The organism is Acinetobacter sp. YH12241 (assembly GCF_013417535.1).
GTDB lineage: Bacteria > Pseudomonadota > Gammaproteobacteria > Pseudomonadales > Moraxellaceae > Acinetobacter.
This window is the reverse complement of sequence record NZ_VPDQ01000007.1, coordinates 17,106-30,593: the sequence shown is the minus strand read 5'-3', so window position 1 is coordinate 30,593 and position 13,488 is coordinate 17,106. Positions and strand designations below refer to the sequence as shown.

At 42.7% G+C, this 13,488-nt stretch carries 13 protein-coding genes and 1 pseudogene; 1 reads left to right on the top strand and 13 read right to left on the bottom strand.

The features are described from left to right. Positions 1-8 precede the first annotated feature (8 nt). The 12 genes and pseudogenes from FTV18_RS05915 to FTV18_RS05860 form a co-directional block, all read right to left on the bottom strand. A complete protein-coding gene (locus FTV18_RS05915) occupies positions 9-491 on the bottom strand; it encodes a methylated-DNA--[protein]-cysteine S-methyltransferase (RefSeq protein WP_180017096.1) in 483 nt (160 codons plus the stop codon). A gap of 69 nt (positions 492-560) precedes the next feature. Then, positions 561-878, bottom strand: coding sequence for a quaternary ammonium compound efflux SMR transporter SugE (gene sugE, locus FTV18_RS05910; RefSeq protein ID WP_180017098.1), 318 nt, complete (start codon positions 876-878; stop codon positions 561-563). A 627-nt stretch (positions 879-1,505) separates the two neighbouring features. Beyond that, entirely contained in the window at positions 1,506-2,192 is a 687-nt protein-coding gene (gene rpe, locus FTV18_RS05905) for a ribulose-phosphate 3-epimerase (RefSeq protein ID WP_034170624.1), read from the bottom strand. A 251-nt stretch (positions 2,193-2,443) separates the two neighbouring features. Next, the gene (locus FTV18_RS05900; RefSeq protein WP_180017100.1) at positions 2,444-3,583 is read right to left on the bottom strand and encodes a M48 family metallopeptidase; all 1,140 of its coding nucleotides are present in this window, start codon (positions 3,581-3,583) and stop codon (positions 2,444-2,446) included. 11 nt (positions 3,584-3,594) lie between these two features. Next, positions 3,595-4,642 (bottom strand): annotated as a pseudogene (locus tag FTV18_RS05895) (YjgN family protein). A gap of 160 nt (positions 4,643-4,802) precedes the next feature. Continuing rightward, positions 4,803-5,639 (bottom strand): S-formylglutathione hydrolase, encoded by an 837-nt coding sequence (gene fghA, locus FTV18_RS05890; RefSeq protein ID WP_159124257.1) that lies wholly within the window; start codon positions 5,637-5,639, stop codon positions 4,803-4,805. A 39-nt stretch (positions 5,640-5,678) separates the two neighbouring features. After that, on the bottom strand, positions 5,679-7,079 hold the full coding sequence (locus FTV18_RS05885) for a C13 family peptidase (protein WP_166136755.1): 1,401 nt from the start codon (positions 7,077-7,079) through the stop codon (positions 5,679-5,681). Positions 7,080-7,203: 124 nt separating this feature from the next. Continuing rightward, positions 7,204-8,022: a class I SAM-dependent methyltransferase gene (locus tag FTV18_RS05880; RefSeq protein ID WP_180017102.1), complete on the bottom strand. Its 819-nt coding sequence runs from the start codon at positions 8,020-8,022 to the stop codon at positions 7,204-7,206. Then, positions 8,016-8,840, bottom strand: a complete 825-nt coding sequence (locus FTV18_RS05875) for an undecaprenyl-diphosphate phosphatase (RefSeq protein ID WP_034705726.1) — start codon at positions 8,838-8,840, stop codon at positions 8,016-8,018. Before FTV18_RS05875 ends, FTV18_RS05880 begins: the two co-directional genes overlap by 7 nt. Before the next feature lie 16 nt (positions 8,841-8,856). Beyond that, entirely contained in the window at positions 8,857-9,522 is a 666-nt protein-coding gene (gene tsaB / locus FTV18_RS05870; protein WP_180017104.1) for a tRNA (adenosine(37)-N6)-threonylcarbamoyltransferase complex dimerization subunit type 1 TsaB, read from the bottom strand. Between the two features lie 140 nt (positions 9,523-9,662). Further along, a complete protein-coding gene (locus FTV18_RS05865) occupies positions 9,663-10,193 on the bottom strand; it encodes a gamma carbonic anhydrase family protein (RefSeq protein WP_180017106.1) in 531 nt (176 codons plus the stop codon). 14 nt (positions 10,194-10,207) lie between these two features. Beyond that, entirely contained in the window at positions 10,208-10,822 is a 615-nt protein-coding gene (locus FTV18_RS05860; RefSeq protein ID WP_034705731.1) for a CoA pyrophosphatase, read from the bottom strand. A gap of 123 nt (positions 10,823-10,945) precedes the next feature. On the opposite strand from FTV18_RS05860, the gene FTV18_RS05855 reads away from it, so the two are divergent. Then, positions 10,946-11,494, top strand: coding sequence for an NUDIX hydrolase (locus FTV18_RS05855; protein WP_166136775.1), 549 nt, complete (start codon positions 10,946-10,948; stop codon positions 11,492-11,494). 46 nt (positions 11,495-11,540) lie between these two features. Here FTV18_RS05855 and FTV18_RS05850 read toward each other — a convergent pair whose 3' ends face one another. Further along, a complete protein-coding gene (locus FTV18_RS05850) occupies positions 11,541-13,475 on the bottom strand; it encodes a hypothetical protein (protein WP_180017108.1) in 1,935 nt (644 codons plus the stop codon). Positions 13,476-13,488 lie beyond the last annotated feature (13 nt).

Below are 13,488 nucleotides of genomic sequence, written 5' to 3'. Positions count from 1 at the left end.
TTTTGATCTTAATGGGTTCGCTCAATATTTAACAGAATTTCTTTTTTATCCAGACCGCCTGCAAAGCCTACCAGCTTACCGCTACTGCCAATCACCCGATGACAAGGTGCAATAATCGAGATCGGATTTTTACCATTGGCAGCGCCCACGGCGCGCACTGCTTTAACATTACCGACCTGTTCAGCGATTTCCCGGTAACTTCGGGTCTGTCCATAAGGAATATTCAGCAAAGCCTGCCAGACTTTTTTCTGAAAATCAGTACCAGCAAAGTCTAAAGGCAACTCAAAAACACTGCGTTGACCGGCAAAATATTCCTGAAGCTGACGCCGAGCTTCTATCAACACAGGATGCTGTGGATCTTCAACCAGAGTTGCCAATCTGACCCGATTCGGTTTTTCACAATCCCAGAGTACAGCTACCAGCGCCGTTTCATTGGCGACCAGCTGCAACTGCCCTACAGGCGAGTCCATATAAATATAACTGAGCTGCATGGCCCTACTCCTACAGAATCAAGCTTGCCAGTTTTTATTTTACTCGAAATCAGAACTGCTCAACAGCTCTTAGGAGGAGGATAATTTCATCAAAACAAGTCCGGAGATAATCAGCATCGCAGCCAGCATACGCATAGCAGAAGCAGGTTCACCTAAAACTATAACACCGACCAGAAATGAGCCGACTGCACCAATGCCCGTCCAGATGGTATAGGCAGTTCCTAGAGGCAAAGTACGCATGGCATAGGCCAGCAATACAAAACTGAGCACCATAAAAACAATCGTAAAAATACTCGGTGTGAGTCTGCTAAAACCCTCTGAGAGCTTCATGGAATAGGCCCAGACAATCTCAAATAGTCCAGCGAATACAAGTATAATCCAGGCCATATTGCCTTCCTCCTAATTAACAGAGTCAGGCCGTCCTGACGATTTTTCTTGTTGAATTTTATAAATTTAATCAACAAGGGAGGTCGTTCCCCCTAAAAAAATAAACATCTTATAAAACAGATGACAAAACCAAACTGCCGTTTACAAAATTTGACTGAATGAGAATTAACTTAACCATGTCTTACTCAAATGCTCAGGACAACCTGAAGATTTCAGCCTATCTTAAGGAACGCCAACACGGGACATCGTGTTATGGCATTACAGAGACTTGAGTAAGAAAAACAAACAAGGAATAAGTCCATATTATTAAGTTATGCACATGAATTAAATTTAAAAATAGCGTGGAGATCTTACACAATGAAACACAAAACTAAGACCTATTGATCACTTTTTGTTTGGCTTGATTATTAACCTTTGATGAATAAACGATCACTAAAATCAAGGGCTGACATATCTAAAAAGAACCCAAATTGAGTTCTTTTTATACAAATTTTGTCTAAGATGCAATCAATTAGGCTACAAACGATTACAAAATATGCAACATATCCATATGGTTATCAACATAGATATCTACACACTTATCCATAAAGTTATCCACAGATTTATGCACCTTAAACATTTTAGAGATTAAAGTTGAATTTGACCAACTTTAGCCAGCTCACTACGCATTTCATCAATCACAGCTTTATAATCCGGCTTGCCAAAAATCGCTGAACCGGCCACAAACATATCTGCACCAGCTTCTGCAATTTCACGAATATTTGCTGGTCCCACACCGCCATCTACTTCTAAACGGATATCACGACCTGAAGCATCAATAATCTTGCGCGCCTGACGTAATTTATCCAAAGTCATTGGAATGAATTTCTGTCCGCCAAAGCCAGGGTTCACACTCATTAGCAATACCTGATCAACCTTATCCAGTACATAATCCAGATAATGCAATGGTGTTGCTGGATTAAATACCAGACCGGCTTTAGCACCACCCGATTTGATCAATTGTAAAGAACGGTCAATATGATCAGATGCTTCCGGATGAAACGTAATAATATCTGCGCCTGCTTCCAGAAAGTCACCAATCATGCGATCTACAGGTTTCACCATGAGATGCACATCAATAGGTGCCTGAATACCATATTTTTTCAATGCCTTACATACCCCTGCACCAAAGGTTAAATTGGGTACATAGTGATTATCCATGACATCGAAATGCACAACGTCTGCACCGGCCTGAAGTACATTTTCAACTTCTTCACCTAAACGGGCAAAGTCGGCAGACAAAATAGAAGGTGCAATTAAATAAGGCTTGGACATGAAAGGACCTGGCTAACTGAAATTGGATTTTTCTCATTATACCAAATCCAGTCCTGCTACTGTGACTTGGATGTTGTGTGAATACAATGCTATGTAACGCTGGACAGTATTTATGCTTAATATCACTTGGCCTGGATGAAAATGATTGATTAAGACAGGAAAACTCGCATATCCATCAATAAAAAATCGAGGCTAAACACGCCTCGATCCTCAGGATATAGAGATATGAATTTTTATACTCAATATCAGGGCTAAACAGGTTGGCTCATTTTTTCTTCAAATGCGTGAATCCGTTCAATTCTTTTGTCCAGCTCGGGATGCGATTCCAGATATTTTTTGAGTTTTCCAATCAAACGCAACCATTTCAGTTCAGACTCGGTAATTTGCCGTTCTTTTCCATCAATATTCAGGGTAAAGTTTTTCATTTTTATCGTTTTACTCTGCTCTGCCAGGATTCTAGCGTTTTCAACCCGCTGCAAAAAGTTCGACAGATGAATACTGGAGATCTGCTGTTGATGCAAATGTTGCATGGCATAATCATCCGCAGCAAGTTCAAGCGCCTGTGAATATCCCGCATCGGCGAGTACCGCTATAGATGCCGCCACCACATCACTTAAATCTCCTGTTACCAAGGCAAATAATCCTGCTGCACCCAGGTTGGAAATCACTTTTTGCATGCTATGTTTTTGTACCAGATGACCTTGTTCATGCGCCAGTACTGCAAGGACTTCTTCATCTGCGCCACTGAGCTTGACCAGTTCATCGGTGACAATAATGGTATTGTTCGGAAGCGCAGCGGCATTAAGTCCCATGATTTCTCCGCCTTGACGGAAAATAATCTTTGCAGGTTGTCCTACCGCGATTTTTTGTTCATACAATTTTTTTAGATGTGCTTGATGCTCTGCGGAGAGCTTGGATGGCTCAGTTTGCTCAATTAATTTCTGCTCAGTTTGATTTCCTACCTCGATCAAGGTCTGTTCCGGAAGTAATTGAGCGAGCTGCTGGGCCGTATATGGAATTCCCCATTTAAGAATAAAAATTACCGCACATATCACGATAATCATCGAGAAGAAAATCAGGAGTGGAGAACGTTCAAATTTCCATATGGCATGATAGATTTCTTTGGATTTAATCTTCAGCCAATGCGGTGCTTTGGTCAAAAATTCAATCCGACGATCTTCAGGCAGTTCGATAATCGGTTTACGTCCCCCGACCCCGCCAATATACGCCATATCGGGATAAGTAAAATAAAAGTCAGCCTCGCTCACTTGCTTGGGTGTTTCTTCACTGAGTTTCAAGGCAATCCCGCGTTGCTGATCAGGGACAATCCATGCACGCTGGGCTTCGGCCAAAACCCCATCATAAAATCTGACTTCAACAGGTCGCTTCATCCTACTTGCCTCTATAACGATGCATCGAAATCAAAGATATCCAGTACTTCATTGGCTATAGCATTTGGATCACGCTGCAAGATATTTTTTAGATTAGTTTCGTCCTCTGCTAGATAGAGTTCTAGGTTAGCCAGTTGATATTCATATAAACGGATGCTCGCCCAAGGGATCATGAGTCCCAAACTGAGTGCACGCACTATCCAGTTACTGAGTACAATCCAGCTATAGCGCCATGTCGTTACCCGGGTTTTAAAATAGCTTTGACCAAGCTCTACATGATTCCAGGTATACATATATAAGCGTGCAGAGATCATCGGCCAGACCAAGGCCAGACAAAACAGATAGCTCAATACAACACCCAAGGTAAACAGGTTTGTACCGATCAAATCGACCCAGTAAACGATTGCTGCGCTCCATGCGATACCAATTAGCAGACACAGACATAAGGGGATATAAACTGCCGACATAAATTTAGACCACTGAATCCCCAGCCTAAACTGAAGTTGTCCGATCGATAAATGATTAAAGCAGTAACGTTTGTATAGCCAGATCACCACTGGGCTGAAAAGAAACAGGGTGAAAATATTGACCAATATCGCGAGCCATAAAACCCTATAGGCTTCCCGATTGCTTCCACTAAAATGAAACCGGACATTGCCATATTTACTATTCCGGGCCTTAAATTTCAGGGTCATCCGAATTAACCAAGGTAGAGAGATCGCAGCAATCAGAAATAATGAACTGGTGATAAGAATGGAGTAATTGGTCAAGATCACTGTCACCACATACAACTCCAATGCCAATAGACGACCTAGCAGAATTCGGCTTGGCATGGCGATGAAGTCAAAGCGATGTTTTAACAATTGGGTATTACCGTAGAAATAGCGGATACGGCGTGCCTTTGCCCAAGGGCTATACAAAGTATAGCGTAATGATGGTTAACATCAGATTCACCATCCAGATTCCAAAATATTCCGTGGCACTGCCATGAAATCGGAAGCTGTGTTTTTCTAGTGGAGGTGATGGTTGGTCAATCTCTGGTTCAGGCTTATTGTGCATCGTGTTCTTAACTGCAACTGGTTCTACCTGATTTTTGAATAGCAACTTATATGCCATTTTTATTATATTTATTTGATATTCATATAAAAAACTCCAGAAACATGACCTATTTTTGGAGTTTCATTGTACTTTTAAGTTTGCTGCGCTTTTGTTGCTTGGCTTATGGATTTAATTGTACGGCATGGAATTGTAAATGGTCATCTACAAAGCTTTGAATAAAATAGTAACCATGATCATAACCTTGATGTTCACGTAAGGTTAATTTCTGGTTCACGGCATCACAAGCTTGCTGAAATAAAGCCGGATTCAGCTGGCTATAGAACTGGTCAGAAAAGCCCTGATCAATCAGGATATCGCTAAACAGTGCACCTTTTTCCTGAACCAGCGCAGTTGCATCATGCTTCAACCATTCTTTGCGGTTTTCGCCCAGATAATTTGAGAATGCTTTTTCACCCCATGGACATTGGCTTGGTGCACAAATCGGTGCAAATGCCGAAACTGAACAGAATTTTTCCGGATATTTAAAAGCCAAAGTTAAAGCGCCATGTCCACCCATGGAATGACCGAAAATCCCGATCTTATCTGCCTGAACTACGAACTCTTCACACACCAGTTCATACAACTCATCGACGATAAAGCTTTCCATCTGATAATGTTCAGCCCACGGTGCTTGAGTGGCATTAATATAGAATCCGGCACCTTGCCCGATATCCCAGTGATCCCCTTTGGCAACATCGTCTCCACGCGGTGAAGTGTCTGGTGTAATCAGAATCAGGCCAAGCTGGGCAGCCAGACGCTGGGCATGTGCCTTGATTGCAAAAGTTTCTTCCGTACAGGTCAGGCCAGCTAAATAGAACAAAGCTGGACAATTTTGGCCTTCCAGAGCTTGTGGCGGCAGGAAGATTCCAAATCTGGTTGGTTTTTTTAATATTTTAGACTCAAAGCTATAAATCCGCTGTTCACCCTCAAAGCTTCGATTATTCTGTACCAGTTCCATCATCATTCCTTTTTCTATTTTCTAAAGTTGTAGATTGGTTTATGGAGTCAAAGCGACAGACGGAGATGCTGAAGTGGTCGTCGCTGGAGGGAAAAGACGCTGTTCCAGTTGTGGCAACATCAATTCCATATTTTTGCCAATCACCCATTGTGGTTCTGACGGTTCAAATCCTTGAGCTGCTTCCCATTTAGCCACTGTAGTCTTGGCCTGCTCAAAAGAGGCTTTCAGACTGTTATTTTCACGCATGGCCTCATCAAAGAAAGCACGGCCGAAATAGGTATAGTCAGCTTCGTTCGAACAACCGAAAGACTGACGGTCAGCAGCAGAGGCTGTGATAATTAAAGTATTATCATTCTGCAGAGCCGAAGCGAAACTGCCTGAGAAACAGGCAGAAATAACAATCACTCGCCAGCGCACACCTGAAGCATCCAGAGTATCACGCAACCATTTTGGATCAACTGATGCCAGATCTAGCGGTGCATTTTCCATTTCAAATTCATTTGGCAAGCCATGCGAGGTCATGTACAGGAACAGCACATCACTTTCCCGGTTCATCTGCTGGCCAATACGGCGCAAGGCCAATTCCATGCTGGTTTTGGAAGCAAGTGGAATCTCAGTCCGTGTTGCCGGATGATTGACTAGCATAATCGAACGGCCAAAAGTCCCAAACCGGGTATCAAACTGCTTTTTAATCCGCTCTATTTCTGAATAGAACACATCCTGATAACTCGCGCCAGCCACACCCATAAAGTACCAATGCGACTGTGCAAATTCGCCATATTCAATTGCATCTAGTGCCTTGTTCAGCAAGATCGGCTGAGCATAAAAAGCATCTTCAGCAAAACTTGGTGGAATTTCTTCAACTTTCCAGATGGGCTGATCTTTCACCGAAATCTGCCACACCACCAAGGTAAACAAGGTGGCCAGCATAATCAGTGCCCGTTCCCACCACGGCCATTTTAATTCACGTGAAATCACCCAGACCACAGCCAGACTTTGCCAGACAAACAGCATGACAAACAGGGTCGGAATATAGGCATAGAAAATATAGGGTAGATAATCCAGATCACCCAGATACTGGATCAAGCTCTGGAACAGCATGATATGCGTATCCAGCACCAGCCAGAGCAATGCGGGTACCAGCATCAGACGAGGATTATTCACCCGTTGGGACAAAAAGATCCCGACAATCAAGGCAATAAAGGGCCAAAGCGCATAACTGATGAGACCTTGAGAGTTGAAATCTCCCATACGACCAGAACTGAGCCAGCTAAAGAGACTGTTAGCACAGCCGCCCAAAATCCCCCAGAATACCAGTTGCAGAATAGAGGGACGCACCAGTTGCAGCGAACGCCGAGATCCCAGAAATAACCACATCCCGGCAATTTGGTTGCTTTTAAAATCGTGCCAAAAATTGATGGAGGGTTTAAAGTCGATCATATGATTTCAGGGAGATGAGTGGCTCGCTAATGTGCCCAATAAGTTTATGCTTGATATAAGTTTTATCAATGCCAATTTTTAAATATATAACAAATCCTTGATCTATTTTGAAGCAATTCTCATATTAAGTAACCAGTTCATGCTGAAAATAGGCATCAAAACGGCAAGCATCACCAGACCATTGATGATTTGGCTCTTTTCCAGCTAAAAATACGGCCAGACGAGGACGTTTCACCACCACCCGCTTGCCAATTTTTTGTGCCAGTTCCAGCAGATTATCTCCAAGATCCATTTCACCATCTTCCGGTAAAAGCAAATGTAATAACTGCATTTGTTTTTTCACCTGTGCCTGCTTTTTCGGTGCCTGCTGATTCTGGTCACGTTGTGGAAACATCGGGTCCAGATAAACCACATCGACGACCGCATTCTGCTCAGCCTGTGATTTCAGATAGTCTGCAGAATCTGAAAAAACCAGATAAATCCGGTTAACCACCGAACTTAGAAAAGTATCCTTTTTCGCTCGGTGATGACTGTCTTCAAGCAGGGTAAATAAAATAGGATGTCGTTCGACCAAGGTCACCTGAGCACCCAAATGTGCCATCAACAGACTGTCATGACCTAGCCCAGCTGTCGCATCGATAAGAGTCGGCTTTTCTCCGAGGTTACAAGCACGAGCAATCATTTCCGATTTTAAAGAGGCACGTTTTAAACGCCCTACTTCTGCTTGCCAATCTGGTTGCATTTTCATGCCATTGGCACAGAGCCATAGGCCGTCAGCATCAACACACAGGGCCAGTTCGGGATGTAAACGCAAGAAACGTGCATTCAGCTTTTCAATAACCTCAATACTAACCTCTACATCACGAGAAGAAAGCACAGCCTCGAAGTGCTGTGCTTTCTCTTGATACTCAGATTCGGTATATAAGCGAATCGTGCTTACCATAATCTCCAACCTGTAAAGGCAAATAATAAAATCAGTAAACCTGAGGCAATGCGATACCAGGCAAAAACCATGAAATCACGTTTTGCCACATAGGCTACCAAGGCACGGATTAATAAAAGCGCCGAGATGAACGATACGATGATACCGACTGCCAGAACTGTCCAGTCTTCTGTGGTACTGTAAACATCATAGCTTTGATAAAGATCGAGCAGGCCTGCACCGATAATAACCGGAATCCCCAAGAAGAATGAAAATTCAGTTGCAGCCTTACGTGATACGCCAAGGAACATCGCCCCGATAATGGTCGCACCTGAACGTGAAGTTCCCGGTATTAGGGATAAGACCTGAATCAGACCAATCCAGATCGCATCTTTTACGGTTAGATCTTCAACTTCCTGGGCACGTACCTTAGGTGGATTCTTTTCAATCCAGATAATGATCAGACCACCGACAATCAAACCAATGGCAATTGCAATATTATTGAATAGCAGTTCTTTTACAGTTTGCCCTAGGGTCAGACCAATCAGCACAATGGGAATAGAGGCCAGAATCAGGCCAATCCCTAAACGGCGTCCTTGCGGTTCACCACTTACGATCCCGGTTGCTGCACCCCAAAGCCGTGCCCAATATTCATAAATAACCGCGGCAATTGCCCCCATCTGAATTGCGACGACAAAAACATCGCTTTTTTGTTTAGTCCAGAAATTCATTAATTCTGAAGCCAAAATCAGATGCCCAGTACTGGAAATAGGCAAAAACTCAGTAATACCTTCAACAATACCCATAATTGCTGCTTTCAGCAGCAGTAAAAGATCCATGCTTAATCCTGATTAATTATGCTTTGCCTTGTTCTGGAATTTTTTTCCATGCGTTATCACGTAAATATACCGGAAGTGCCAATTCTGCACTGACCCAATTTTCTGTTTTTGCTGCTGCACGCGCAATCATGGCAATATCCTGCGCTGTTGCACTGACATTTTTATATTCAGATGCTGTTTCTTGAACTAGATTGGCACCTGAACCCACCACAGTAAATTTGACTGCCTCGGCACTTTGTTCATAACTCAAAAGCTGTTCTTCATCAACAGCCTGCATAACCCCTTGAGCATCTAACTGATAACTGGCCACGTAGACTTCATTCATCCGTGCATCCAGTACGGCAGTTACTGTAGTTAAACCATGCAAACGATATGCCGCTTGCGCCAAAGCTTGTAAAGTGGATACCGGAATTACAGGCAGATCATTTGACCAAGCCAAAGCTTGGGTCACAGCCGCATTGATACGAACACCACTAAACGATCCCGGGCCACGACTAAAGGCAATTGCTGTCAAATCAGACACAGCCAAGCCCAGATCATTGAGGCCTTGTTCAATCATTGGGAGAATGGTTTGCGTTTGTGCCTTGGCGCGCGCATCAAGCTGAAAAAATAGTTCTTGAGTATCATCGATCACAGAGACGGAACACTGCTCATTGGCAGTCTCCAATGCCAGCACTTTCATGCACAACCTTAATTCAGAGAATATAAAAAACGTCGAATATAATACTCCACTCATATCTTCTAGGCGAGATTTTCCCAAGCCAGATACAAAAATGCCTAGAAAATTCTAGGCTTAACTGAGGACATTATTCAGATAACAGCCTAAAGCTGTACTTCTTCCAGATTTTGAAATTTCTGGAAATGCTCAGCATAGTGCATGGCACTCATTTTCAGTTTCTGAATACTGGCTTCATCTAAAGTTTTCACGACTTTGCCTGGTGAGCCCATTACCACCGAATTATCAGGAATCACCTTCCCTTCTGGAATCAGAGCATTGGCACCAATAATACAATTCTTGCCAATCACGGCATGATTCAAGATCACTGCCTGAATTCCAATCAGGCTATTATCGCCAATGGTACAGCCATGCAGCATGGCCTGATGACCAATGGTCACATAATTTCCGATGTTCATTTCAATTCCGGCATCAGTATGTAGCACTGCATTTTCCTGAACATTAGTGAAGTCACCTAACCGAATTTTGCTGTTATCTGCACGAACGACGGCGCCAAACCAGACACTCACCTGCTTGCCTAATTCAACCTGCCCAATGACCGTCGCTGTAGGTGCCACCCAACCATCCCATGGCTGATATGTTGCTTTTGGTGTATGTCCCTGAAACTGATATAACATGGCTGAAATCCTGTTCAACGGTTAAAAAATTTTGAGCGTTTAAACGCAGGTGAATTAAGTAAAAATGGCCAGTCTTTTTTATAGTCGAGCCCGTACTGAAATAATGAAATTAGCATACGTGCGGTCAGTCCCCAGACAATCTCATTTTCCACCCGCATACTTGGAAAATATAAAGACTGTTGGGCAAACCGTACTTCATAAGGCATCGGCTGGGCTTCCAGCAAATGCTGTAAGGAAGCAAAGAAAATCCGGTCAATTTCCGTCGGCTGAGGAATGAGTTGAATGGTAGGCGGAATTATACCGACCACAGGCTTAACCAGCATCCCGTTACGTGCCTTTTGCATCGGGAGATCCCCGATCAGATGCACATCAAATGGGTTAAGCGCCGTTTCCTCATACGCCTCTCTCAAAGCCACTACAATATTACTGGTATCTTGCGGGTCGCGTTTACCCCCTGGAAAAGAGACTTCCCCTGCATGATTATTCATATAAGCTGAACGACGTGTCAGCAAAACTTTGGGATCAGCTTCATCTGTGATCGCAATTAATACAGCAGCCTGTGCAGTTTGAATCCGTTTGGAAAATCGTAAATGTTTCTGCAAGCGTTGTATTAATCCCAGCTCATCCATTCATTCAGCTCCCTATGCGACTATAATTTCATCATAGCTGATTTTTGATTTGGCGGGATAGAAATGATGCCAAATTTTGATTTTTCAGTTATCCTGACCTTACTGTTATCATTGATGATGAATATGAACTTCTGTGTGAACTGTGGACATAAAACAACAGAGAAAATTCCTTTAGGCGATCAGAAGGTTCGCAAGGTTTGTACTACATGCGGATATATTCATTACATTAATCCAAAAGTGATTTGCGGTGCATTGGTGCTCTGGGAAGATAAAGTTCTGCTCTGCCGCCGTGCGATTGAACCACGTTATGGACTGTGGACCCTCCCTGCCGGTTATATGGAACTGTTTGAAACCATGGAACAGGGCGCAGCACGTGAAACCCGTGAAGAAGCCGAAGCTGAAGTAGATATTGAACAGCTGTACTGCATGTACAATATTCCGCGGATTGGCCAGATTTATGTCCTGTTTAAATCTCAACTGATTGATGGAAAATTTGGTGCAGGTGAAGAAACCATTGAAGCACGTTTATTTGATGAAGATGAAATTCCCTGGAGTGAACTGGCTTTCCCGAGTGTAGAACATACACTCCGTCATTATTTTGAAGACCGTAAAACCAATAACTTCCCGATGCATCTTGAGACCTTGGGAACTCGTTTGGATCACACAGGTTAAAATGTCTTTTTATAAAAAAGCCCATCATTTGATGGGCTTTTTTATTTCATGATTTGTTTTTAGTTTTGATGCTATAACAATCCGCTAATTTGAATGAAACACTTCCGCCACTTAGCTTGGCCAGATTGGTCTCTTCTGTCGTTTCATCAGTATTATTGTTGTTATAGACTTTCTGGAAGCTGGCATAAGTATTTGCCCAGCCTACACTTTCTCCAGCTGAGTTGGTAAAGCCCACACGACTGGTTCCATTCAGTACATTAGATAAGTTGAGTAATGCCCCACCAATCACAATCTTATCATCTGTATTGGTTGAAGCCTGAATAGTGGAGTTCATACCCACCAGGGCACCATTTAATGAACCAAATACAGGATCAGCGAAGACCAGTCGCATAGATACTGTTTTTTCATCTATAAATGCACGGCCTAATGTACCGAGACGATATTGTTGAACGCCATTATTGTCTTTAAGTCCAGCCGGTAAGATATCTCCCTGGCAACCATTAATACTATCAGTTGCAAGATTGCTCGCGGACTGCATATTGGTACGCACATCACCATTACTATCAATCACAACACCCACTGTAACAGGGCTAATTGAGTTTTCGCTAAATTTAAACTCCATGTTGCCATACATTGGGAAAATATATTCTTCACCTGGCTCTACATTTTCAGCTGTTCTAAAGACTTGACGATCCAGATAGCTGATCGGGAAAATTTTATAAAGATCAATTGAGCCACTATAGTTGTCATCATCGGCATTAAAACGCCATAAGCCAAGACTGGCACGATCAGCATCGCTGAGTTCAGTCTTACCTGTGGCCATCTTATAAAATGCTTCTTTACCGGCAATCACATAATCGCTCAGCAAACGACCTTGGTAAATTTCTAATGGATTGCTGTTGTTAGCCACATTCATTTTATATGGTGCATTTGATGAAAGCATTCTCGTTGCAGGGCTAATCCAACTGGTTTGCGGTACTGCCGTAATTTGCTGTGGTTTGACCTTACGGATCAATTCCGCATTAATGCCACCCAAAGATCCCAGATTATTGGAGCCCAGTTTTAATTGGGTATCGCGCCACTGTAGTCCACTGCCGAAGGTATAACCCTGGCGGTCTGTAATCAGGATAAAATGTCCAAATAAATATTTAGTCGTTTTATCTTTAATGTCACATACAGATTTATTACAACCCGCCAGACCATCAGAACCAGTCAAGTTACTGCTAATAATGCCTGAAGTTGAGAACAGAGAAAATTCCGGTTGATATACTGCTGCGCTGGCAATATTGGCCAATTTTTTTACGACTTCAAAGGCCTGATCATCACTAATTTGGCTAATATCAATAAAAGGTTTAAGGGTTTCTGCTAAATTTGCATCTGTCAGGCTGATATCTTTATTAATTTTGCCCAGATTCTTTCGCATATCCTCTGTGATATACAAGGGCTGTACATCCGTCGGATTATAGATACGACCTTTTTCCAGTGCCAAGGTCTGCCAGATTTTGACCAGTTTCATCGCCACCTGTACGGTTGGATCTGTCTGTTCGATTCTGGCAATATTACGACCAGTAATTCCCTTGGCAATATCAAGTACACTTAGTCGAGGTAATTGACTCGATGTACTGAGGTTCATATATTCAGAAAGCTTCACAGTACCCAATTTGATTTTGGTATCACTAAAACTTTTCAGATAAAATTCAATACTATCTGCTTTTTGACAAGTACCTGACGCCACCCCATCATTTTGGTCAAATAAAGTAATAAAGGTATTTTCTTTATCACCACTACAATTAAAATTAAGACCATCAATTGGATATTCAAGCCCCCATTCCAGACAATTCGTTGCAGTAGCAGAGCATGAACCGTTCGTGGTGGCTTCATCATTTTGTTCTGGTATGACATTCGCACTTTCACCTCCGCATCCGCTGAGGGCGGCAAATAAAGCAGTGAAAGCAAATGGATATAATATTTTATTTTTCATCTTATTCTACTCG

What these genes read in the sequence shown, in the direction of transcription:
- FTV18_RS05880 (WP_180017102.1), bottom strand. Translation starts at nt 8,022, where the DNA reads ATGGTAAGCACGATTCGCTTATATACCGAATCTGAGTATCAAGAGAAA.
- FTV18_RS05850 (WP_180017108.1), bottom strand. Translation starts at nt 13,475, where the DNA reads ATGAAAAATAAAATATTATATCCATTTGCTTTCACTGCTTTATTTGCC.
- FTV18_RS05885 (WP_166136755.1), bottom strand. Translation starts at nt 7,079, where the DNA reads ATGATCGACTTTAAACCCTCCATCAATTTTTGGCACGATTTTAAAAGC.
- FTV18_RS05860 (WP_034705731.1), bottom strand. Translation starts at nt 10,822, where the DNA reads ATGGATGAGCTGGGATTAATACAACGCTTGCAGAAACATTTACGATTT.
- FTV18_RS05915 (WP_180017096.1), bottom strand. Translation starts at nt 491, where the DNA reads ATGCAGCTCAGTTATATTTATATGGACTCGCCTGTAGGGCAGTTGCAG.
- FTV18_RS05875 (WP_034705726.1), bottom strand. Translation starts at nt 8,840, where the DNA reads ATGGATCTTTTACTGCTGCTGAAAGCAGCAATTATGGGTATTGTTGAA.
- FTV18_RS05855 (WP_166136775.1), top strand. Translation starts at nt 10,946, where the DNA reads ATGAACTTCTGTGTGAACTGTGGACATAAAACAACAGAGAAAATTCCT.
- rpe (WP_034170624.1), bottom strand. Translation starts at nt 2,192, where the DNA reads ATGTCCAAGCCTTATTTAATTGCACCTTCTATTTTGTCTGCCGACTTT.
- sugE (WP_180017098.1), bottom strand. Translation starts at nt 878, where the DNA reads ATGGCCTGGATTATACTTGTATTCGCTGGACTATTTGAGATTGTCTGG.
- tsaB (WP_180017104.1), bottom strand. Translation starts at nt 9,522, where the DNA reads ATGAAAGTGCTGGCATTGGAGACTGCCAATGAGCAGTGTTCCGTCTCT.
- fghA (WP_159124257.1), bottom strand. Translation starts at nt 5,639, where the DNA reads ATGGAACTGGTACAGAATAATCGAAGCTTTGAGGGTGAACAGCGGATT.
- FTV18_RS05865 (WP_180017106.1), bottom strand. Translation starts at nt 10,193, where the DNA reads ATGTTATATCAGTTTCAGGGACATACACCAAAAGCAACATATCAGCCA.
- FTV18_RS05900 (WP_180017100.1), bottom strand. Translation starts at nt 3,583, where the DNA reads ATGAAGCGACCTGTTGAAGTCAGATTTTATGATGGGGTTTTGGCCGAA.